The sequence below is a fragment of the Sphingobacterium sp. UGAL515B_05 genome (genome assembly GCF_033097525.1).
GTDB lineage: Bacteria > Bacteroidota > Bacteroidia > Sphingobacteriales > Sphingobacteriaceae > Sphingobacterium.
Genome location: NZ_CP109907.1, coordinates 1,923,785 through 1,946,785, shown reverse-complemented (window position 1 = coordinate 1,946,785; position 23,001 = coordinate 1,923,785). Strand labels below are relative to the sequence as shown.

The following is a 23,001-nucleotide window of genomic DNA, read 5'->3' as shown; positions in this document are numbered from 1 at the left end:
TATTGAAGATTAGAAACCGTACTCTTGTTCGATTTCTAACACAATTCCTTCATCGACCAAAACGCGACCACAGTGCTCACAAATGATGATTTTCTTACGTTGACGTATTTCTGATTGCATTTGAGCAGGAATCTTATTATGACACCCTGAACAGCTATCGCGATCAATCGACACAACAGCAAGTCCGTTTTTGAACGAGTTACGTAAACGGTAATATACCTTTACCAAACGTTCTTCGATATTAGCTTCAGCTTCAGCAGCTTTAGCCAATAATGCATCTTCTTCCTTTTGAGTTTCAGAAGTAATTGTTTCCAATTCTTTCTTTTTTCCCTCAAGCTCGTTTTTGCTATACTCAAGATTACCTACAGTAGTATCGTAGTTTTCTGTCTTGTTGCGAATTTCGAATTCTGCTTCTTTAATTCTTTTTTCACAAACCTGAATCTCAAGACCTTGAATTTCGATTTCTTTCGAAATAGCGTCGTATTCACGATTATTTTTTACCTCATTTAACTGCGACTCATATTTTTTGATAGCAGCTTGGGCATCCTTAATCATGTTTTTACGCTTAACGATCGAATCTTCTAAATCGTCTAAGTCTATTCTGATCTTCTCAATACGAGTTTCTAAACCCGCAATCTCATCTTCAAGATCTGCAACTTCCATAGGCAATTCACCACGAACTTGGCGAATTTTGTCTATTTTAGTATGTATGGCTTGTAAAAGCCATAATGCTTTCAATTTTTGTTCTACGGTTTGTTCCATCAACTGTAGTATTTTATAGGATTTGTATCTATTTCTGTTGTTAAGGTTGCAAAGTTAGGAAATTTTTTCGTAATAATGTCGTACAATAATTCTTGCGTAAATTGTTCGCTCTCAAAATGTCCCGTATCTGCAATCACTATTTCACCTTCAGCATCAAAAAATTCATGATATTTATAGTCTGCTGTAACAAAAAAATCAGCGCCAGAACGTTTGGCTGCACCAAGTAAAAATCCACCTGAGCCACCACAGACAGCTACACGACTAACTTTTTTATCTAATAAGGCTGTATGACGAATGACATTCAACCTCAGTTTGTCCTTAAGATAAGCTAAAAATTCCAATTCAGCCATTGGTTCAGCCAAATTTCCAATCATTCCAGCACCAATTTCGGTAGCCGTATTTTGAATATCAAACAAATCATAAGCTACTTCCTCGTAGGGATGAGCTTCATAGAGTGCTAAAAGTAGCTTCCTTTCATTAGATTTCAGGTAGATAACCTCAATTCGTGTTTCCTCTACACGCTCTTGAACATCAATCTCTCCAATGGTAGGATCGGCCCCTTTTAAAGGTCTAAAACTACCATAACCTGCCGTATTAAAACTACATTGATCATAGTGTTTTCCGATTTTACCTGCACCCGCATCAAACAATGCCTGTCGGACATCTTCAACATGACTCCTTGGTACAAAAACGACCATTTTCCGCAATATATCTGTTTTAGATTCCAATATAGCCTGATTTTCTAATCCCAATTTATCGGCAATTTTCGTGTTCACTCCACCGGTAACATTGTCGAGATTTGTATGAATGGCATATAATGCAACTTTATGTTCAATTGCTTTAATAACCGTACGCTCCACATAATTTTTTCCATTAAATTTTTTTAGGCCCTTGAACACAATAGGATGATGCGAAATAATTAAATTACATCCTTTATCAATGGCTTCTTTTACAACAGCTTCTGTGCAGTCCAAAGAAATGAGCACTTTTGTAATCTCTCTATTGGCGTCGCCCACAATAAGCCCAGCATTGTCATAAGACTCCTGCAGATCTAAAGGAGCCAATTGCTCCAAATAATCAATGACTTCTTTAATTTTCATGGTCTACAATTACCTCCTTTTCTCTAAATTTATTATGTTCTTCCAAAATTCTTCTATTCGCGTTAATTTCAAACCAATAATTAGCCAAGGTCACAAAATGCATAATGATCAGTACACCGGAAATGGAAAGTGGGAGAGGAATATTTGTGGCCAAGTAAATCCATGCATATAGCGATCCTTTCCTAAACGTAGGGTTTTCTTCCACAGCTATTTTCCGATCATAAAACTCATTGATCAAAGAATCCCTTAGACGCGACGCAACCTGAAAATTCCAATAAATATTAACCAGCGGAATGGCAACTAACCAGGATTGGTTAGGCGTCATTAATCTATTTTCTTTGGCGACCAATTTTAAGGTCTTTCGAATTGTATTCGCAAATAAAAGCCATACAATAATACGTATAGCCACAATAGCCATAGCGGTATAAATTACTTCGGGCTTACTTAACTCTTTTATTAATTCCTCTTGCGTCATTGAACTATTTATTGCTTATTTATTATTCCTGTTCCAACAAATCTACTAATTCTTTCAACCTTTTTATTTGTGGATTATGATCTCCAACAAATTCAATTGTTTTAAAACCCATGGTTTTAGCTTTCTTATAAAACGGGTAAAAATCGTCCTCCTCAATTGCTGTACCATCCGTATAAGTCAAAATGTATGTACTTGGGATCTTAAGTCGTTTCGGATTTTTTAAATTAATCTTATCTGTCATTGTTTTTAGCGGGTGGGGGACATCTCTAGGAAGCTTCTTAACGTCCTTCACCCAGAACGGAAAAATATAACCATCCTTTTCTAATTTTAACAGTCCATTTGCTGCAGTAGATTTCCCCATTAAGTTTATGACCGATTGCTGATCCTCCGGAAGTATAGCATCCAAGTAAACCAATTTACGTATTCTATCCGGAAGACTATCGGCCACAGCCGTAATTACCATACCACCATAACTATGTCCCACCAGTATAATATCATGAAGATCTTCAAACAGAATCGTATTTACAACATCATTGACATGAGTTTGCAATCGAATAGAAGTATCTGCTAAATGGTAACGCTCGCCCAAGCCTGTTAGTGTAGGGCGGTAAACCTCATTTCCATTCTTCGCTAACTCAACAGCAGTATTTTTAAACTGCCAAGCTCCACCCCAAGCTCCATGGACGATCACATACGTAGAAGACTGCGCAGAAACATCTTTACCGAATCCAACTAATGAAAAGAAAAATATAATAAACAGTAATTTACAGTAATTCATTGTGTTATATCTTAAAACATCCTTTACACTTAACAAAATCTGTTGAGAAAATATATTGATAACCCAGTTTACATTTTTATCCAAAAACAAGACGTAAGCACTTACTTACTTTACTAAAATATGATTCAATCTGCTAAAAACAGCTTTTAGCTTCTCATCTAAGCCTCATCAATGAAGATAGGGTAGGGGAGAGCTATAAAAACATCATGCATAAAGTAAAAAAATAGTAGGCTTTTTATGATAATCATACGATCGTTTTCTCCACTCAGCAACCGTCAAACTTTGTATATTTTCATCGGTCGCAGTTACATTTGACGCAACACAGAGTAAGCTGGAAGGTTTACATATTTTTAGTAGATCAGCCAAAAGCTGATTATTTCTAAATGGAGTTTCAATAAAAATCTGAGTCTGCTTTTCGCGTGCTGATTGTTGTTCGAGATTTTTAATTTCCTTAGCTCGATCAATTTTATCGATAGGTAAATACCCATGAAAAGCAAATTTCTGACCGCTAAATCCAGAAGCCATAAGCGCTAGTAAAATAGAGCTTGGTCCAACAAGAGGAACGACTTTAATACCCAATTGATGTGCCCGTGCTACAATAGAAGCTCCAGGGTCAGCAACGCCAGGACATCCTGCCTCAGACATTAAACCAACATTTTTGCCGTGTTTCAAGCCTCCAAAGAAATCATTTATATTTCCTTTATCCCGCACATGTTTTCCATAATCATGAATTTTTAGTTCGCTCTGCGGAATCTTTAAACCTGCAAGTTTTAAAAACTTACGAGCCGTTTTTTCATTTTCTACAATATACTCGTCCAATGAATTAATTGTTTCCACTAAATATGCAGTAAACGATTGGAAAGCTGCGTCATCACTCAATGGAACAGGAATTAAATATAAGATACCATTTGCCATAATACAAACCTACTAATTAAGGTCCATTTGGCTATACTAATTTTAAACTTAGCATTATTTAACCTTTTAAAATGATTATAATTTCGATTTTTAAACTCATTATTAGTATTTTAGCGTAAATATTCATTGCAACAATAAACATCATTCAAATGATCACACAAATTACAGAAGGCGTAAAAATCTCGGTTGAAACCATCTATCAATCAGAGTATTCGAATCCGGACCGTGAACATTTCATGTTTGCTTATCATATCAGCATAGAAAATCTCAGCGATTACACGGTTCAATTGATAAGTCGCTATTGGAAAATCTTTGACGCAAAAGGAGACTATAGAGAGGTATCTGGAGAAGGGGTAGTAGGCGAACAACCTATTATAGAACCTGGCCAGACTCATCAGTATACCTCAGGTTGCAATCTCAATAGCGAATTCGGATTCATGGAAGGATATTACAATATGATCCGAACACTGGACAACGGCAGCTTTCAAGTTGAAATACCACGTTTCAATCTGATAGCTGATTACGCATTGAATTAATTTTATCAAGGCAGTATCATTATTGCCAATTAATCAAATAACGAAGCTTTTTTCGCATCGAATAAGAAACTATTTCTTTATTTTTGCGAGCATTCCAAATGAACAAGCTAACCTCGGGGTATTATCATTTTACCCGATGGCAAATGCTAGCATTTGATCGTATGCCACCCGATAGATTAAATTAGTCAGCAATCAAAACGATTATTGATTCAATATATAAATAACTGATAATCAACAATAAAGTATTAAAGCACTGATTATCAACACAGTATGCGCAACCAAGGGAAGAAACCTCTTGGTCGTGTTTTGACGTGTAAATTGACTGAATATAATTTAGGGTGATATAACGTGAGTATTTTAGCTACAGAACAAGTAAGCCATTCCTTCCATGATCGATGGCTTTTTAAAGATTTACATTTTGGTCTCCAAAAGGGTGACCGTGTGGCCTTGGTCGGAATCAATGGCACAGGTAAATCAACCTTACTCGCCATTTTAGCAGAGCGAATCTTACCAACCTCAGGAAAAGTTGTAAAAGAAAAAGGTATAAAAATTGGTTTCTTAGAACAGGATCCTGATTTCACAGGATTAAAATCAATCAATGATTTTATTTATAGTACAGACAACGATCAACAGCGTCTTATCCGAGAGTACGAGGAGCTGCTATTGGAGACTGATATCGATCAGAAAAAATTAGAAGATCTTACAGAAAAAATAAGTTCATTGAATGCCTGGGAGTATGAGCATAATATTAAGACGATTCTTAATCGTTTAAATATTATGGATTTCCATCAAGACATCAAAAGTCTATCAGGAGGCCAACGAAAACGCCTTGCGCTAGCCAAGCTTTTGATAGACGAGCCGGATATTTATATATTAGATGAACCCACCAACCATTTGGATATAGAGACTATTGAATGGCTTGAAAAACTACTAACAACAGGTAGCAAAACCGTTCTTTTAGTAACGCACGATCGCTACTTCTTGGATAATATCTGTACTGAGATTCGAGAGCTGGATAGGGGCAATCTCTTTACCTATAAAGGTAACTATTCTTATTTTCTAGAAAAGAAGTCCGAACGCGAAACTATTGATGCGGTTATGGTTGAGAAAAGCAGAAATCTACTTCGCCGTGAATTGGAGTGGATGCGTCGTCAACCACAGGCACGTGGTACCAAATCCAAATCACGTATTGAAGCATACTATGACTTGGAAGAAAAATCTAAAGCAATTAAAGGAAACGAGTCGGTACAACTCAGTGTAAAAGTAAGCAGACAGGGCTCAAAAATACTCGAACTAGAACATGTTGCCAAACGTTATGGAGCAAAAGAAATCATACATGATTTTTCATACACTTTTAAAAAAGGTGATCGTATTGGTCTAGCTGGAAAAAATGGCACTGGAAAATCAACCTTTCTTAATTTAATCACGGGAGAAGAAAAACCTGATACAGGATCTATAGCGGTAGGGGAAACCACAGTATATGGCTACTATAAACAGGGTGGATTGGAAGTAAATGAAAACGATCGAGTATTAGATGTTGTAAAAAATATAGCAGACTATATTGAAATGGCAAATGGGGAAGTAATCACGGCTTCACAGTTGCTAACCCATTTTTTATTTCCTCCTGAAAAACAATTTGGTTTCGTTAACAAATTAAGCGGAGGAGAGAAAAAAAGACTTCAGCTCATGCGAGTTTTAATGAAGAATCCTAATTTCCTAATTCTGGATGAGCCATCCAATGATCTGGATATTGATACATTAAACGTGCTGGAAGATTTTCTTGACAACTACAAAGGGGTACTCATATTAGTATCACACGACAGGTATCTATTAGATAAATTGACCGATCAACTTTTCATCTTTGAAGGAAAGGGGAGCGTACAGATATACAATGGAAATTATGCCGACTTTAAACTTGAACAGGAGGAAATCCAAAAATTAGAGAAGGAGAAACAAAAAAGGATAACCCAAGAACAGGTAAAGCCAATTGTAAAAGAGGAAAAGAAAAAACTCTCGTACAAGGAACAATTGGAGTATAATAAACTAGAAGAAGAAATCGAAAAACTGGAAACACAAGTAATATTAAAAACGGAGGAACTAAACCAGGTAACAGATCATCTGAAACTTTCTTCCTTAGCGGAAGAAATTCAATCTATCCAAAAACAGATAGACGACAAATCCGAAAGATGGTTATATCTTGCTGATTTTATGTAAAATTTCATCAGAGGTTTCACGTGAAACATAAAGAAAACGTAAATTTACAAAGAAATAAAAACGCCACGTTTCACGTGGAACAAGAATAGAACAATGTTTAAAAAATATAATGTAATTGTCGTTGGTGCAGGGCATGCCGGATGTGAGGCAGCGGCGGCAGCAGCCAACTTAGGTTCGTCCACTTTACTCATCACAATGAATATGGGGGTGATAGCCCAAATGAGTTGCAACCCCGCTATCGGTGGTGTAGCAAAAGGACAAATTGTAAGAGAAATTGATGCTATGGGCGGGTATACGGGTATCATAGCAGATAAATCAACCATTCAATTCCGAATGCTCAATCTTTCGAAAGGTCCAGCTATGTGGAGTCCACGTACACAAAATGACCGAATGCGTTTTGCTGAAGAATGGAGGTTACAATTGGAGTCTCTTCCAAATTTAGATATGTGGCAAGATACCGTAAAAGAAGTTATCGTCAAAAATGGAAAAGCTTGCGGTGTCATCACTTCGATGGGAATAAAAATAGAATCGGACGCTGTGGTACTAACCAATGGAACTTTTCTAAATGGTGTAATTCACATTGGCGATAAGAAATTTGGAGGCGGTAGAACAGGAGAGAAGGCAGCCACAGGTTTAACCGAACAACTTGTTTCCCTTGGTTTCGAATCAGGAAGAATGAAGACAGGTACACCACCTCGTATAGATGGAAGAAGCCTCAACTATACATTGATGGAAGAACAGTGGGGCGACGAAAAAAGAGGGCGGTTTTCTTATACAGATGTAGAAATACCAACTGAACAACGCTGTTGTTGGATTACCTACACAAATGATAAAGTTCACGAAATGCTTCGTACTGGGTTTGAAAAATCACCTATGTTTACGGGACGTATCAAAGGATTGGGCCCGCGTTATTGCCCTTCAATAGAAGATAAAATAAATCGTTTTGCCGAGCGTGAAAGACATCAGATATTCGTGGAGCCCGAAGGTTTTAAAACAGTAGAAATCTATGTCAATGGATTCTCGACCTCATTGCCGGAAGATGTACAATTAAAAGCTTTGCAATTAATTCCTGGCTTCGAAAATGCGAAGATGTACCGACCAGGTTATGCCATAGAATACGACTACTTTCCACCAATGCAATTGGATCTAACCCTAGAAACCCAATTGGTGAAGCATCTATTTTTTGCAGGACAAATCAATGGGACTACTGGCTATGAAGAGGCCGCTGCTCAAGGCTTCCTAGCAGGGATTAATGCGCATCAACGCATCAACGATGATAAGGAACTTATTCTAAAAAGATCCGAATCTTATATAGGTGTATTGGTCGACGATCTCGTAACAAAAGGAACTGAAGAGCCGTACCGTATGTTTACATCAAGAGCAGAACATCGCCTACTTTTACGCCAGGACAATGCTGATATTCGCCTAACCCCATTAGCTTACAAATTGGGATTAGTAGGAGAAGAAAGACTCAAAAAAGTACAACACAAAATTGATAACTCAACTAAAATAATCGAGTATCTAAAACAAAATTCAACCAATGTCGAAAAGATGAATACTGTTTTAGCGGAAGTTGGTTCGAGCGCACTTCCTCAGAAAACAAGGCTGAGTAATGTACTTGCAAGACCACAAGTTGGTATCCAAGATATTCTGAAAGGAGACGAAGGCTTTGCGCATTATGTATCCCAATTTGATAACGATACCATCGAACAAGCAGAGATCAATCTCAAATATGAAAGCTATTTCGATAAAGAAATGGAAATAGTCAATCGTATGAAGAAGATGGAAGATAGAGAAATAAACCCCGACTTCGACTACAGCTTGCTAACATCACTATCCATTGAGGCGAGACAAAAGCTGTCAAAGGTTAAACCACGTACATTGGGGCAAGCTTCAAGAATCTCGGGTGTTTCACCCTCTGATATCACAGTATTGATGGTACACATGAGCTAAATAACTGATATACAAATATTTACACACAAAACATCACATAGCTTAAAATAAGCGATTTAAGACAATATTCTATTTTTTATGACAACTTCTTTAAGAGAAAATAAAAGTGGTTCAAAAAGGCTAAAAAGTAGCTTAAAAACAAGATTACTTATTTTAAGCATGTTTATTATGCTTATTGGCTTGTCTATACAATGTGCAAGCATACAGCAACCTACGGGAGGACCAAAAGATTCCATTCCGCCGAAAATACTACTGGAAAGCCCTACGAATTTTTCGAAGAATTTTACAGCAAAAAAAATAGTTATTACCTTCGACGAATATATCAAACTGGCAAATCAACAAAAAGAATTTAGTATCACACCAGACATGGGGAGTAACCCAGAATTCAAGGTCAAGAAAAAAAATCTAGAAATTACCTTACCTGATTCCCTAGAAAAAAATACAACTTACAGCATATATTTCGGTAAAGGACTAGTCGACTATAATGCAGGAAATGCACTGGTCAATTATGCTTATGTATTCGCAACAGGAGACAAAATAGATTCACTCAGTATATCCGGTAATGTAAAAAGCGCTGTGACCAAAGAGGTCCAAAAAGATGTTAAAGTCTTATTGATCCCCATTAGCCAAGACTCCATTTTCGGGAAGAAGAAAGCGAATATATTTACGACAACGGATACTGCAGGCAATTACAAACTAAACAATTTAAGAGAAGGAACCTATCGCATTTACGCACTTCAAGAAAAGAACAATGACAGGATCTATAATGGCGCTGATGAAGAAATAGGTTTCCTAAAAGACTCTATCGTGCTAGCGCGGGACTTAAACAATATCAATTTGGAGATATTCAAAGGAACCCCAAAAAAGTTTAGAACGCAAGAGAAGAAATTTGAAAAAAATGGAAGTATACTTCTTATTTTTAACAGGCGAGTGGACAAACCCAAGCTCAATATCCTAAATGATGAAGTAAACAACAAGGATAAAATAGTACGCTTTTCAAATACATCAGACTCCGCTACTTTGTTTATTCCAAATTTAAAAATAGACTCCCTAAAGATAGTTCTGACAGAAAATGAAAGACCATTGGACACCATTCTAATCAGAAAAGGGAATGTAAAAATAGAGCAGACAATTGAGCCAATTTTTACCCCAAATAATGGGCGAGTCGATCGGATTACGCACCTTCAGGTATCTGCATTTACACCGATCAAGAATATCGATAAAACCAAGTTGAAATTCAAAGAAGACTCATTGGTCCGAACCAATTACCAACTTGCCGTTGATACAGCGAATACCAATATCTACCATATTCGATATAATTGGAGAAAAGATAAAAAGTACCAAATTGAGTTTACAGAAGGCGCCATAACAGGCTATTTTGGCGAGCAAAATAAAGAGAAAAAGCTGGATTTGACCTATGACGATAGTGAAAACTATGGGGATCTGACATTTGATTTTACAGATCTAGATAGCAATACCACATATTTGGTAGAGCTAATCAATGAGAAAAAAGATAAAGTCTATCGCGTCGACAAAATAAACATGAACAATCCGACCGTCGTATACAAACAGTATCCAGGAGGAAAGTATAGCATACGTGTAATTCGCGACGACAACGATAATGGAATCTGGGATACCGGAGATGTCGAAAAGAAAACCTTTCCGGAACCTGTTATATATTTAAATAAGGTATTTACTATACGTGCTAATTGGGAACAAAAAGACAGTTTTTCATTGAGTGGCCTCAAAAAAGAATAATTGAGGCCATTCTAAAATAATAATTTAAAGCACTGCTAATTCGATTAAGCTAAAACCAGGAGCTGTACAGAACATAATTATGTGGTAGCTGCTGCAATAGACCTTTCTGCTCTTCAGTAAGTGCCTTTATCTTTTTCGCAGGTACTCCAGCATATAAAAATCCCGATTCACAACGTGTATTTTCCAAAACTACTGCCCCAGCTGCTACAATAACATTCGATTCAACAATAGCATTATCCATAACGATAGCTCCCATACCAATGAGTACATGGTCTTCCAAAATACATCCATGTACCATAGCCTGGTGGCCTATACTCACATAATTTCCAATCGTTGTACCGCATTTCTTATAGGTACAATGTATAACAGCACCATCTTGAATATTCGTATAATTACCAATACGAATATAATTGACATCTCCACGTATTACAGCGTTAAACCATACCGAACAGTGATGCCCAATCTCTACATCGCCTACAATCGTTGAATTAGGTGCTAAGAAGCATTCTTCGGCTATCACTGGAGATTTATCCAAAACAGGTAAAATAAGTGCCATATTCCTTAAAAAATTGTGTCCTGTAGTACTTTCGAATGTTTCGGGTAGTCTGTTGTATAATGCAATCCCCTACTTTCTTTCCTCAACATAGCTGATTTTGTCACAATATAAGCTACTTGAATAACATTACGCAATTCACACAATTTAACAGAAAGCCTGGTATTTCGATAGAATTCTTCTGTCTCCTCATACAATAAATGTAAACGCTTTAGGGCTCTTTCCAGTCTAAAATCGGAACGCACAATACCAACATAGTCACTCATAATCTTTTGGCATTCGCGCAAATTATGACTTACTAAAATATCCTCATTTGAAAGTGAGGTTTTAGAGTCATCCCATTCCGGGACGTCAACCACATGGTTAATCAATCCTATCGACTTTGTGGCGTCTAAGAAAATACGATGTGCATAAACAAGTGCTTCAAGAAGCGAATTAGAAGCCAATCGATTTGCACCGTGTAGTCCAGTAGAAGAACACTCACCGCAAGCATATAAATTAACAAGGCTACTGCGTCCAAAATCATCTACATAGATACCGCCACAGAGGTAATGCGCCGCCGGCGTAACTGGTATAAAATCCTTCGCCATATCCAGTCCGATCGACAGGCACTTTTCATAAATATTTGGAAAATGCTTGATGATATCCTGTTTATCCCGATGCGTAATATCGAGGTAAACATAATCTATACCTGATTTCTTCATCTCGGCATCAATCGCTCTAGCAACGATGTCTCTCGGTGCCAAAGAAGCACGTTCATCGTACTCCTCCATAAAAGATTCACCATTGACCCTCCTTAAAATCCCCCCAAATCCACGTACAGCTTCGGATACCAAAAATGCAGGCGAATCCTTTGGATTATATAAAGAAGTAGGGTGAAATTGCATAAACTCCATATTACGCACCTTACCTTTTGCCCGATACACCATTGCTATACCATCTCCAGTCGCAATAGTTGGATTTGTTGTACTTGAATAAACATGACCGGCTCCGCCAGAGGCCATCACGGTGACCTTACTCAAAATCTGATCTACTAAATGTGATGAGGTATTAAAAGCGTAAATTCCATAACAGGTGATGTCTTCCCTATTTTTATCCACGTACTCACCCAGATGATGCTGTGTAATCAAATCAATGGCAAAGTAATGTGTTACAATTTCAATATTAGGATCACTATGTGCTTGAGCCAATAATGCACGCTCTATTTCGTAGCCAGTTATATCTTTATAATGTAAAATACGATGAGCTGAATGTCCCCCCTCTTTTGCAAGGTCATACAAGCCCGATTCCTCCTTGTCAAATGATGTCCCATATGAAATAAGTTCTGCTATCCGTTCCGGTGCTTCTCTTACTACGTTTTCCACAATTTCAACATCGCATAAACCATCCCCAGCAATCTGAGTATCAATGATATGCTTTTCAAAGCTATCTGACTTATCCACAACGGCAGCCACTCCCCCTTGCGCATATTTTGTATTAGACTCATCCTCATTGGACTTAGTGACTATCAATACTTTACCGAATTTCGATGCCTTTAAAGCAAAGCTCAATCCAGCAATACCTGATCCAATGACCAAAAAATCTACCTTTCTATCTGCCATATAAATTAAAATTCACAAACTATCCCCAAAAGTGACGATTCAAATTAACGAAAAATGTGGAAAACGTGTAAATAAAAGGTTAAATAAAAATGAAAAGTATTTAACAATTCACAAATCCCCTATTTTGAAGCCTTATTTCTAAAATTTTTCCGCACAAAAATCCATAGATTTCCACATTTTCTAAACAAAAACTATTCAACAAAAATATATGGAAAATAAAAAATACGATAAATTAGAATTTTAAAAATCAGCTCTTTAATAGATAAATCCTGTTGAAAAATTGTTGAAAACTCTTTAAAAACCTAAAATCAAAATTGAAATAACCTAATTTATACCACTTTTCCACACCATAATAAACAATAAGAGATTTTCTATTTTAAATAATTAGTATTTATTGAAAAAAAAGATTGTGGAATACGTTCGAAAATCTTTGTTTAGTTTTGTCAAGTTCGATTAGAGTCCGTTAGGTTTCGATATCCGGGAATTATGGAGTCCCCTATTGAAATATTTAATTCTAATTGAGTTTATATTATTTTTTAAATTTCCTATTGGCTTTTAAAGCGCTTTAGGATCGGATATTTATTTTATTTTTTTTTACATATGGATTTAAAGTAGTTTCAGCGCGTTATTTATAATTTTTTTTAAGAAAAAATTGATTTAAGCCGTTTTATACTTGGATATTTTCTCTTATGGGATCTTATTTCAATTTTATGGGATTGTAACTGATGGAAATCGATAAAGAAAAGGTTTAACTCTCATTTTGGTGCTATGAGATTTCAATATTTCTAGCTTTCAACGAGATAAATTCTTTTATTCAATTCTAATAGCTACTAATTTTTGCTTTAAAAATTTTTTTGAAAAAGGTAATTTAGTTGATTTTACTATTTCGATTTTAAGTCGCTTTAGGTTTGCTTATTTGCTTTTTTTTAAAAAAAATATTTGAATATGGTCTTGTGAACGAGTTAAAATTTGAATGCTGAATTTTTATAACTTTATCAGCAAATTTTTCAAAATGAACGGTAATGCTTATTGGAATTTCTTATTCCTGGATCGGGTTATTGTATTCGGATTGGCTATAATATCCGTTTGGTTTTGGCGTAATTGAATTTTAAACAGAATCTCAAGGTTATTGTTTAAAAATAAACCCGCTCAAAATTGGATATTTTTACAAAATTTGTTTTCAGTGCTTTTTATTGCATTCTATGCGTTTAAATAGTGAACTGTTTGCGATCTAAGTGAAATTTTAAGATTAGCTTGTTTATAATTTTGGATTGCAAATAATTTCTTCAAATAGTTTATTGTAGAACAAACAATCTTACTATATTTGCAGCCCACCATCCATTAGATGGAGTAATTGTCCAAATTTAGATCTGTGAGATTCGAATATTCTGGATCATTGTTATAAAGAATCTTTTTATATCATTCTCAGGGCGTATTTTTCTAAAATAAAGCTCTTATAGATTGAATATATTGACTTCTTTCGCTGTTTGTTTGGAATATTTAATTCTAAGCGACTAACATGCTTTGAAAGTGCTTTGTCAATCGCATATTTAGTGTTATCTTTTAATATTATTTATCTATTTGAGTATGAATCGGTTTAATTCACCAAATTTAATATAAATTTGAGAATGTATATTTTTAAAGAATTTATATTTCGTTTTTATATAAATTAATTACTTTTAAATTGTATTTACTGATTTTTTTGTAATTTATGCGATAATTATCGCTAAATGCTCGGTTTAACCGGATATACGTTCCGATTTTGTTATATTGAGTTCTTGAGGGGGCTATTTACTGGGTTTTATCCGGATACTAGGTATAATTGATTTTATTTTGGCAGAATTCATCATTGATTCTTAAATTTTGTAATATTAAATTGTAAAAGTTTTATCAAACCCTCTTAGAATTAGATAAATGCACAATCTTAGGTTATTGTGGCCAATATTTAATTCTCATCCACTTTATTTTGGATGCTGTAAGTGTCATTTAGTTGTTTATTTCAATTTCCGCGAATTAGTCTCTTTTAGATTCGCTTCTACTCGACTCTTTTAGATTTTCTTATAAATATCCAATTCTTATAGGGTTTATTTGAATTATTTGATTCAACGCTATTGACCCTGAATTAGCGTAAATTTACCTCGCTACATTCCTATATTTATTTCTACAAGCTGCTAGTATTTTTATACGCAAATGTAACAGCACTTATTCCAGAAATTATTGTTTTGTATTGATTGTCTCTGACGTATTTTTATTGCCGAAAATAGATTTTCGCCCAATTCTGGCCTTCGTTGCTGTTTGTGGTTGGTAAACAAAAAATATATAAACTTCAAATATTTGCGATTAGAATGGCATATTTAGGGAAGGTAATGATACAATATGCTATAGACGATTCTCAGAGCGTTTATTTTGTTTTCGAAGATATTTTATAGGCGTTCAATGCTGCAGGCAGATACAGTTTGCTTCAATTTTACAAAATAAACCCGCTGAGAATTTGATATAAAATTTTAGATCAATCCAGAATCCATTAATCTCTCCTATATGAGCTTAAAAACGTTTTTTAATCTGAAATGTTAATAAATAAAGCTTCCTTTTGTGCTATATTTTTCATTGTTTTGTAATATGACTAAAAACGTTCCTTAGGCTATGAAGGTTGGCTCTGTATGAAACTGATTTTCGAAGATCGAAATAATGTGAAATAAATCCCTTCAGCTTTTGGTATAAACAAAGAGTTTGAATAGTTTCCTAAATATTCAAGTCTAAAAGAGTTTATATGGGCGTAATATTCTGTAATTAAACTTTATATAAATTAATTTAACTATTAATACTTATAAACGTTTGTTTTGTATTTTTTAATAGGTATTTCGCTGTCAGTGCTGCAAGATCATGAATTGGGCAGCAGTTGCAGTTGTTCGATCAAATTTGAAAACTGACATTATCCAATAAGCTGCGCTTGGAAGATCCGCTGTAATCTATTATTGATTAATAAGAGGCTTTATATCAGTGTTTTATCTGTTATTATCTAATAATGAATCACATCCAGGCGAGCGGTATATTACTACGACCGGATTAATTTGCTTTTAATTGACTTTTATATATCTAACAATGCTTATTTTTGCTGTTCATAAAAGTTGAAACTACTCGCATGGAAATTGTAAATTATGAGCTTCAAGCAAAAGGTTATATCGATGCTCCGATTGATCCCTCACTGGATTTGATTAAAGAGATCCAACGATTAAAGAAAGAAAAGAACGCTGTCATCTTGGCTCACTATTATCAAGAGTCTGAAATTCAAGATATAGCGGATTATATAGGAGATAGCCTTGGTTTATCCCAGGAAGCTGCGAAAACTGATGCAGATGTAATTGTTTTTGCTGGAGTACATTTCATGGCTGAGACGGCTAAAATACTTTCACCGACGAAAAAGGTTCTTCTGCCAGATGCCAAAGCAGGTTGTTCACTATCAGATTCTTGCCCACCGCATCTTTTCGCTAAATTTAAGGAACAATATCCTGATCATTTGGTCATCACTTATGTAAACTGTACGGCGGAATTGAAAGCGCTTTCCGATATCGTATGTACCTCTAGTAACGCTGTTCAGATCGTAGAGAGCCTGCCAGCGGATCAGAAGATCATTTTTGGCCCCGATCGTAATCTCGGAGCATACGTTAAAAAGAAAACAGGACGAGATCTTGTGCTTTGGAATGGTGCATGTATGGTCCATGAAATTTTTTCTCAAGATAAAATTGATCGTTTGAAAAGCGAGCACCCCGATGCTAAGTTTATTGCCCATCCGGAGTGTGAAGATCATATACTGGCGATAGCCGATTATGTGGGATCGACTGCGGGCATGCTTAAATTTACCCAGACCGATACGGCCCAAGCTTATATTGTTGCTACAGAATCAGGTATTCTCTACCAAATGCAAAAAGCAAGTCCACATAAGACTTTTATTCCTGCACCTCCTAATAATGCCTGTGCATGTAATGATTGCCCGCATATGAAGCTTAATACGCTTGAGAAGCTATACAACTGTCTAAAGTATGAGTCACCCGAAATCCTCCTTCCAGAGGATGTTATTCTCCGAGCCCAGCGTCCTATTGAACGTATGTTGGAAATATCGGCAAGTTTAGGCTTATAGAAATCTGCATAATTTTTGATCACCAGAATAATAACTGATTGGTTTTCAATGATCACTAATGATTTCGTTGAACTGCATATAAACAGCTTAACGAAAAGAGTCCAATGTATAAGCAGGGGGCATTGGTCTTATAGTAAAACTTATTTTGTAATGCCATCCGGATATATCTCTGGGAGATGATTATCAGCTGGCATTATCTATATTAAACTTTTAAACTTTTTAGCATGTTTGATTTTGATAACACCGAGCGAACCAATTTGGAAGAAATGGGTGAATTCGGTTTGATTGATTATATAAATAAAGCTGTAGAATTAACAGAAAAATCTACAATTAAAGGGATTGGCGATGATGCTGCTGTTCTAGATTTTGGAGGTAAGAAAACCTTGATATCTACAGATTTACTTTTGGAAGGAATTCATTTTGATCTTAGATATGTTCCGTTAAAACATTTAGGTTACAAAGCTGTTCAGGTCAATTTGAGCGATATTTACGCGATGAATGGAATAGCTTCACAAATTACCTTTTCGATAGGTCTGTCCTCAAAATTTCCATTGGAAGCTGTAGAAGAGATTTATCAGGGAGCATTGATTGCCTGTAAGAAATATAATGTTGACTTAATTGGCGGAGACACTTCGGCTTCAGCCCAAGGCTTGGTTATTTCTGTGACAAGCATAGGTTATGCTGATGCAGATCAGATCGTTTATCGTAGTGGTGCTCAGGAAGGTGATCTCTTGTGTGTGTCTGGTGATCTAGGGGCAGCTTATATGGGCTTACAGCTCTTGGAGCGCGAAAAGGATATCTATTTAGAAAATCCCAATGTACAGCCTGATTTAGAGGGAAAGGATTATATCGTTGAACGTCAATTGAAACCTGAAGCCCGGAAAGACATTGTTGAATTATTTGCCAAGCTAGGGATCAAGCCAACAGCGATGATGGATATTTCAGACGGGCTTGCATCGGAAATTCTACATATTTGTAGGCAATCTGACAAAGGTTGCAGATTATATGAGGAAAAGATTCCATTGGATCAGATGACTTATGATACGGGGCGGGAATTTGGTATTGATCCAACGGTAGCTGCACTAAATGGTGGTGAAGATTATGAACTACTGTTCACAATAGCTCAGGCTGATCATGATAAAATCAAAAACTTACCGGATATTAGCATTATTGGTTATATGACCCCAAGTACTGAAGGCTGTGAAATGATTTCCAAATCAGGGAATCTTTATCCGATAACAGCCCAGGGTTGGAATGCTTTTAAGAAAAAAGATTAATACGAAAAAGACCTGTTCAAAACAGGTCTTTTTTTATGCTTCTTGCTCCTCAAGCCGGAGTTCCTCTACCTCATTTGGATCTCTTTCACCTACATTGAAATTGTTATAGCCTAAGCCCACTTCGATCTGTAATAATCTCTGTTGCAGCATTTCAAGAATTGCTAAAAAGTTATAGACAAACTGTATTTTATTTTCTGAGTTTTTAAGAATTTCTTGAAAATCCAACTTTTTATTGATTTCAATCAGTTCGGCTATTGCTTTCTTCTGTTGTTCAATGGTGTATGGATATTTGACAACTGTATGTGTTACTTCTGGGGGACGATTACGGAATTGATACATCATTTGCTCGTAAATCATCATTAGACTATAAAGGTCGAAGCTATCCAAATTTTCTCCGGTAGAATCTAATTTTAGTCTTTGTTGGATATCATAGCGTATGTTGCCTCGATTGTATAGTTTGAGACGATCCTCCTCCAAGACTCTCAAATCTTCACAGGTCTCTTTAAATTGCTTATAGAGAATAAGTTTTTGAACAAGATCTTCTCTAAGATCGATTTCATTCTCATTTTCATCTAGATCTAGACGAGGCAAGAGCATTTTAGCTTTAATACGCATCAGTGTCGAAGCAACAAAGATAAACTCGCTTGCCATTTCCATATTAAGCGCTTGCATTTGGCTCACATACGATAAAAAATCATCTGTAATCTTTGAAATCGGTATATCGTGGATATTTAATTCATCCCGTTCGATAAAAAATAATAATAAATCAAAAGGTCCCTCAAATTGAGGAAGCTTGATTTCGTAGCCTTCTTCTACTTGCATATCTTATACAAATTTACATATAAAATCTTTTGGAATAACTTCGGGACAAACTATTCATTATTTTATTTGTTGTACCTCAATATGTAAATGCGATTTAATTTTAAAGATTAAATAAAATTGTCGTTACTTTGTACGAACATATCATGTAAATAGCAGTACTATGCAGTTTGAGGCTGGAGAACTATTAAGTAAAATAAACGATCCCTCTGATCTTAAAAAGCTAAAGGAAGACCAATTAGAACAGTTAAGTCAGGAATTACGTCAATTTATTATTGATCAGGTTTCGGTTAATGGTGGTCACTTTGCAGCAAGTTTGGGAGTCGTCGAGTTAACGGTGGCGTTACATTACGTAATGAATACCCCATACGATCAATTGATCTGGGATGTGGGTCATCAGGCTTATGGGCATAAAATCCTAACAGGTCGCCGCGATATATTTCATACAAATCGAATTGAGAACGGGATTTCGGGCTTTCCGAACCGTTTTGAATCTAAATACGATGCATTTGGTGTTGGTCACTCGTCAACATCTATTTCTGCTGCGCTGGGTATGGCTGTTGCCTCTCAGATAAAAGGTGAGAAAGACCGTCAGCATATTGCTGTAATCGGTGATGGTGCATTGACGGGAGGAATGGCATTTGAAGCATTGAATCATGCTGGAATTTCTAAATCAAATCTTTTGGTGATCTTAAATGATAACTGCATGTCGATAGATCCGAATGTTGGTGCATTAAAGGAGTATTTAACAAGCATTACCACCTCTAAGCGATACAACAGATTTAGAGACGATATAGCAGCAGTATTGACAAAGATTTCAGAAGTTGGTCCCAATGCACTTGGCATTGCCAAAAAACTTGAAAAAAGCATAAAGGGCACTTTGCTGAAAAATGCTAATCTATTTGAATCTTTAAATTTTAGATACTTTGGACCAGTTGACGGGCACGATGTCAAAAAATTGGCGAAAACGCTTGAAGATCTTAAACACATACCAGGTCCCAAATTATTACATGCTGTCACTATCAAAGGAAAGGGCTTCGCATTGGCGGAGAAAGACCAGACGAAGTGGCACGCTCCAGGTTTATTTGATAAAATTACCGGTGAGATCAAGAAATCATCAAGTGACAAACCAGTGGCTCCCAAATTTCAGGATGTCTTTGGACATACCTTGGTGGAGCTTGCAGAAGAGAATGATAAGATTGTGGGTATAACACCTGCAATGCCATCCGGTTCTTCCATGAATATTATGATGAAAGCTATGCCTGAGCGTGCATTTGACGTTGGTATTGCCGAACAACATGCTGTTACTTTTAGTGCTGGACTTGCAACTCAGGGACTATTGCCATTTTGTAATATTTATTCATCATTTATGCAACGGGCCTATGATCAGGTAATCCATGATGTTGCATTGCAAAATCTGAACGTCGTTTTCTGTTTGGACCGTGCGGGCGTGGTAGGAGCAGATGGTGCAACACACCATGGAGCTTACGATATCGCTTTTATGCGCTGTGTTCCAAATATGACGGTTTCTGCGCCGATGAATGAGGAAGAGTTACGAAATTTAATGTATACAGCTCAGTTACCCAATAAAGGTCCATTTGTTATTAGATATCCGAGAGGGAATGGTGTTATGCCAGACTGGCGTCGTCCATTTACGGAAATTGAAATTGGAAAAGGACGTCTTATAACGGATGGGGAAGAGCTTGCTATATTGAGCTTTGGCGCTATAGGAAATGAAGCCGTTAAAGCGGTACAGCAGTTAAATGAATTGGGGATACACCCAGCACATTATGATCTTCGATTTGCTAAACCATTAGATGAAGTCTTACTCCATCAGGTCTTTAAAAAGTTTGATAAAATTATCACGGTTGAAGATGGAAGTTTGCAAGGGGGCATAGGTTCGGCTGTATTGGAGTTTATGGCAGATCATGGTTATCATAGCCAAGTGGTTCGTTTAGGTATTCCGGATAAGATCATTGAGCATGCTGAACAAAATGCACAGTGGAAGAATGCACACTACGATGCGAATGCGATCGTAGCAGAAGCTAAAAAACTTTGTAATGGAAAATTGACCAGTTCAATGGTCGGATAAAAGTTATACACTATAGAAACAAAAAAGGAGATCCCTATGGACCTCCTTTTTTGTTTCTATAGTATCGCATTTTTGGAGCTCACAATTAATCTCATATGTTACAATGTGTTTTTTTCTTTCGGATAAATTAAACAGATTTTTGTTTTACAGTTGGACATAAATAAGTTGAATCGTCCATTAGCAAGGATGTTAAGTTGGCTTTAAATTCTTATAAATTTAATATTAAAAATATATGAACTAAAGATTGTAATTAGCTATTATTTTGGTTAATTTAGATTTAGACCTTAAGGACTGAGACGTAGTTAGTTTGCTACTTTTTTTGTTCTTTTTTTTCAAATAAATTTGGAATGTTAATAATTATTTTTAGAGATCAATTTTAGCGCTAGTTTTCCACAATTTTACATAGTAAACATCTGATATATAATGGTTTATTAATTATTTTATATTTTAGTTTTTTAGCTGATTTTTTTTTGTCATCTTCGTTCTCAGAGAAAGTTATCAACATATTTTTTGTCGCGTATTGTAAATCAACTTATTAACAATTTTAGAATGGAAAAAACGTATTCAAGTGTCTGGAATAATTGTCTTTCGATTATCAAAGATAATATACCAGCGCAAAGTTTCAAGACCTGGTTTGAACCTGTGAAAGCAGTCCGTTTGGAGGGTGACGTTTTGACTATTCAAGTGCCTAGCTTATTTTTTTATGAGTGGCTGGAAGAACACTATGTAGGAATTCTTCGTAAGACCGTAAAGAAATTTTTAGGAGAACAAGGTAGATTGGAATACAATATTGTAGTGGAGAAGTCTTCAGCTTCTCATCCCTATACGACTAATCTTCCATCGAATGGCAATGGAGCAGAAGGGAAAAGACAATCTATCCCTGTACCGGTATCTTTAAATAGAGATATCAAAAATCCATTTGTTATTCCTGGATTGAAAAAATTGCAGGTTGATCCGCAATTGAATCAAAACTACACATTCGAAAATTTTATCGAAGGTGAATGTAATCGTCTTGCTCGTTCAGCAGGTTATGCTGTAGCGAATAAGCCAGGTGGTACTTCATTCAACCCTTTGATGATTTATGGTGATGTTGGTTTGGGAAAGACACACCTTGCCCAAGCAATCGGAAATGAAATCAAGAGAAATCTTCCCGATAAACTGGTCATTTATGTGTCTTGTGAGAAATTCTGTCAGCAGTTTGTGGATTCATTGAAAAATAATACAATCAATGATTTCGTTAACTTTTATCAGGCAATGGATGTCATCATTATGGATGATGTACATAACTTTGCCGGTAAAGAAAAAACACAGGATATTTTCTTCCATATTTTTAATCATTTGCATCAATCTGGAAAGCAAATTATTTTGACTTCAGACAAAGCACCTAAGGATTTAGCTGGTTTGGAGGAACGTTTGCTTAGTCGTTTTAAATGGGGATTATCTGCAGATATTCAGATTCCTGATCTTGAGACGAGAATGGCAATTTTGAAGAAGAAGATGTATTCCGATGGTATTGATTTACCTGAAAATGTAGTGGAATACGTCGCAACACAGATCGATAACAGCGTTCGTGAATTGGAAGGAGCCATGGTTTCATTATTGGCTCAGTCTACTTTGAACAAAAAAGAGATCGATTTGGGCTTGGCAAAATCGATGTTGAAGAATTTTGTGAAGAATACCCATAAGGAAATTTCAATGGACTTTATTCAAAAATTAGTCTGTGAATATTTTGAAGTTCCTGTGGATATGGTTAAATCGAAAGTTAGAAAGCGTGAAATCGTGCAGGCCAGGCAAATTTCGATGTACTTAGCAAAAGCACATACCAAATCTTCACTGAAATCGATCGGAGCATTCTTCGGAGGAAGAGACCACTCGACAGTCATTTATGCCTGTCAAACCGTAGAGGATTTAATTGAAACTGACAAGAAATTTAAAACTTATGTAAGTGACATTATGAAAAAATTAAAATCTTAATGTCAATTATCGTAAGCAAAGCACTAAAAGGGCTGTCCATATCACTTGGACAGCCT

At 36.0% G+C, this 23,001-nt stretch carries 16 protein-coding genes; 8 read left to right on the top strand and 8 right to left on the bottom strand.

All coding sequences use genetic code 11. The features are described 5' to 3' along the window. Positions 1 to 9: 9 nt before the first annotated feature. The 5 genes from OK025_RS07840 to OK025_RS07820 form a co-directional block, all read right to left on the bottom strand. Positions 10 to 762 (bottom strand): zinc ribbon domain-containing protein, encoded by a 753-nt coding sequence (locus tag OK025_RS07840; RefSeq protein ID WP_046673181.1) that lies wholly within the window; start codon positions 760 to 762, stop codon positions 10 to 12. Further along, positions 762 to 1,862 (bottom strand): Nif3-like dinuclear metal center hexameric protein, encoded by a 1,101-nt coding sequence (locus tag OK025_RS07835; protein WP_317669011.1) that lies wholly within the window; start codon positions 1,860 to 1,862, stop codon positions 762 to 764. The genes OK025_RS07840 and OK025_RS07835 overlap by 1 nt, the downstream gene beginning before the upstream one ends. Next, the gene (locus OK025_RS07830; protein WP_317669010.1) at positions 1,852 to 2,337 is read right to left on the bottom strand and encodes a hypothetical protein; all 486 of its coding nucleotides are present in this window, start codon (positions 2,335 to 2,337) and stop codon (positions 1,852 to 1,854) included. The genes OK025_RS07835 and OK025_RS07830 overlap by 11 nt, the downstream gene beginning before the upstream one ends. 22 nt (positions 2,338 to 2,359) lie before the next feature. Continuing rightward, positions 2,360 to 3,115 carry an alpha/beta hydrolase gene (locus tag OK025_RS07825; protein WP_317669009.1) on the bottom strand — a complete coding sequence of 252 codons (756 nt, stop codon included), beginning with the start codon at positions 3,113 to 3,115 and terminating at the stop codon, positions 2,360 to 2,362. Between the two features lie 204 nt (positions 3,116 to 3,319). Further along, entirely contained in the window at positions 3,320 to 4,030 is a 711-nt protein-coding gene (locus OK025_RS07820; RefSeq protein WP_317669008.1) for an SAM-dependent methyltransferase, read from the bottom strand. Positions 4,031 to 4,179: 149 nt separating this feature from the next. Between OK025_RS07820 and apaG the strand changes: the two genes are divergently transcribed. From apaG to OK025_RS07800, 4 genes are all read left to right on the top strand, one after another. Beyond that, the gene (gene apaG / locus OK025_RS07815) at positions 4,180 to 4,566 is read left to right on the top strand and encodes a Co2+/Mg2+ efflux protein ApaG (RefSeq protein WP_046673176.1); all 387 of its coding nucleotides are present in this window, start codon (positions 4,180 to 4,182) and stop codon (positions 4,564 to 4,566) included. Between the two features lie 348 nt (positions 4,567 to 4,914). Further along, positions 4,915 to 6,780, top strand: coding sequence for an ABC-F family ATP-binding cassette domain-containing protein (locus tag OK025_RS07810; RefSeq protein WP_317669007.1), 1,866 nt, complete (start codon positions 4,915 to 4,917; stop codon positions 6,778 to 6,780). Positions 6,781 to 6,873: 93 nt separating this feature from the next. Then, on the top strand, positions 6,874 to 8,733 hold the full coding sequence (gene mnmG / locus OK025_RS07805; protein WP_317669006.1) for a tRNA uridine-5-carboxymethylaminomethyl(34) synthesis enzyme MnmG: 1,860 nt from the start codon (positions 6,874 to 6,876) through the stop codon (positions 8,731 to 8,733). Between the two features lie 168 nt (positions 8,734 to 8,901). After that, complete coding sequence (locus OK025_RS07800; RefSeq protein ID WP_317669005.1) at positions 8,902 to 10,491, top strand: Ig-like domain-containing protein; 1,590 nt, start codon at positions 8,902 to 8,904, stop codon at positions 10,489 to 10,491. A 49-nt stretch (positions 10,492 to 10,540) separates the two neighbouring features. Here OK025_RS07800 and OK025_RS07795 read toward each other — a convergent pair whose 3' ends face one another. Together OK025_RS07795 and nadB are read right to left on the bottom strand one after the other, a co-directional pair. Further along, a complete protein-coding gene (locus OK025_RS07795) occupies positions 10,541 to 11,047 on the bottom strand; it encodes a gamma carbonic anhydrase family protein (RefSeq protein ID WP_317669004.1) in 507 nt (168 codons plus the stop codon). A gap of 5 nt (positions 11,048 to 11,052) precedes the next feature. Then, entirely contained in the window at positions 11,053 to 12,645 is a 1,593-nt protein-coding gene (gene nadB, locus OK025_RS07790) for an L-aspartate oxidase (RefSeq protein WP_317669003.1), read from the bottom strand. A gap of 3,142 nt (positions 12,646 to 15,787) precedes the next feature. On the opposite strand from nadB, the gene nadA reads away from it, so the two are divergent. Together nadA and thiL are read left to right on the top strand one after the other, a co-directional pair. Further along, positions 15,788 to 16,783 carry a quinolinate synthase NadA gene (nadA, locus tag OK025_RS07785; protein WP_088163401.1) on the top strand — a complete coding sequence of 332 codons (996 nt, stop codon included), beginning with the start codon at positions 15,788 to 15,790 and terminating at the stop codon, positions 16,781 to 16,783. 224 nt (positions 16,784 to 17,007) lie between these two features. Beyond that, positions 17,008 to 18,060, top strand: coding sequence for a thiamine-phosphate kinase (thiL, locus tag OK025_RS07780; protein ID WP_317669002.1), 1,053 nt, complete (start codon positions 17,008 to 17,010; stop codon positions 18,058 to 18,060). A gap of 33 nt (positions 18,061 to 18,093) precedes the next feature. On the opposite strand, the gene OK025_RS07775 is transcribed toward thiL, so the two are convergent. Next, a complete protein-coding gene (locus OK025_RS07775; protein WP_286735536.1) occupies positions 18,094 to 18,882 on the bottom strand; it encodes a segregation and condensation protein A in 789 nt (262 codons plus the stop codon). A gap of 160 nt (positions 18,883 to 19,042) precedes the next feature. Here OK025_RS07775 and dxs point away from each other — a divergent pair, with 160 nt between their 5' ends. After that, positions 19,043 to 20,971, top strand: a complete 1,929-nt coding sequence (dxs, locus tag OK025_RS07770) for a 1-deoxy-D-xylulose-5-phosphate synthase (protein ID WP_317669001.1) — start codon at positions 19,043 to 19,045, stop codon at positions 20,969 to 20,971. A 549-nt stretch (positions 20,972 to 21,520) separates the two neighbouring features. Further along, positions 21,521 to 22,945 carry a chromosomal replication initiator protein DnaA gene (dnaA, locus tag OK025_RS07765; protein ID WP_046672557.1) on the top strand — a complete coding sequence of 475 codons (1,425 nt, stop codon included), beginning with the start codon at positions 21,521 to 21,523 and terminating at the stop codon, positions 22,943 to 22,945. The last annotated feature ends 56 nt before the right edge of the window (positions 22,946 to 23,001 follow it).

What these genes read in the sequence shown, in the direction of transcription:
- OK025_RS07840 (WP_046673181.1), bottom strand. Translation starts at nt 762, where the DNA reads ATGGAACAAACCGTAGAACAAAAATTGAAAGCATTATGGCTTTTACAA.
- OK025_RS07835 (WP_317669011.1), bottom strand. Translation starts at nt 1,862, where the DNA reads ATGAAAATTAAAGAAGTCATTGATTATTTGGAGCAATTGGCTCCTTTA.
- OK025_RS07830 (WP_317669010.1), bottom strand. Translation starts at nt 2,337, where the DNA reads ATGACGCAAGAGGAATTAATAAAAGAGTTAAGTAAGCCCGAAGTAATT.
- OK025_RS07825 (WP_317669009.1), bottom strand. Translation starts at nt 3,115, where the DNA reads ATGAATTACTGTAAATTACTGTTTATTATATTTTTCTTTTCATTAGTT.
- OK025_RS07820 (WP_317669008.1), bottom strand. Translation starts at nt 4,030, where the DNA reads ATGGCAAATGGTATCTTATATTTAATTCCTGTTCCATTGAGTGATGAC.
- apaG (WP_046673176.1), top strand. Translation starts at nt 4,180, where the DNA reads ATGATCACACAAATTACAGAAGGCGTAAAAATCTCGGTTGAAACCATC.
- mnmG (WP_317669006.1), top strand. Translation starts at nt 6,874, where the DNA reads ATGTTTAAAAAATATAATGTAATTGTCGTTGGTGCAGGGCATGCCGGA.
- OK025_RS07800 (WP_317669005.1), top strand. Translation starts at nt 8,902, where the DNA reads ATGCTTATTGGCTTGTCTATACAATGTGCAAGCATACAGCAACCTACG.
- OK025_RS07795 (WP_317669004.1), bottom strand. Translation starts at nt 11,047, where the DNA reads ATGGCACTTATTTTACCTGTTTTGGATAAATCTCCAGTGATAGCCGAA.
- nadB (WP_317669003.1), bottom strand. Translation starts at nt 12,645, where the DNA reads ATGGCAGATAGAAAGGTAGATTTTTTGGTCATTGGATCAGGTATTGCT.
- nadA (WP_088163401.1), top strand. Translation starts at nt 15,788, where the DNA reads ATGGAAATTGTAAATTATGAGCTTCAAGCAAAAGGTTATATCGATGCT.
- thiL (WP_317669002.1), top strand. Translation starts at nt 17,008, where the DNA reads ATGTTTGATTTTGATAACACCGAGCGAACCAATTTGGAAGAAATGGGT.
- OK025_RS07775 (WP_286735536.1), bottom strand. Translation starts at nt 18,882, where the DNA reads ATGCAAGTAGAAGAAGGCTACGAAATCAAGCTTCCTCAATTTGAGGGA.
- dxs (WP_317669001.1), top strand. Translation starts at nt 19,043, where the DNA reads ATGCAGTTTGAGGCTGGAGAACTATTAAGTAAAATAAACGATCCCTCT.
- dnaA (WP_046672557.1), top strand. Translation starts at nt 21,521, where the DNA reads ATGGAAAAAACGTATTCAAGTGTCTGGAATAATTGTCTTTCGATTATC.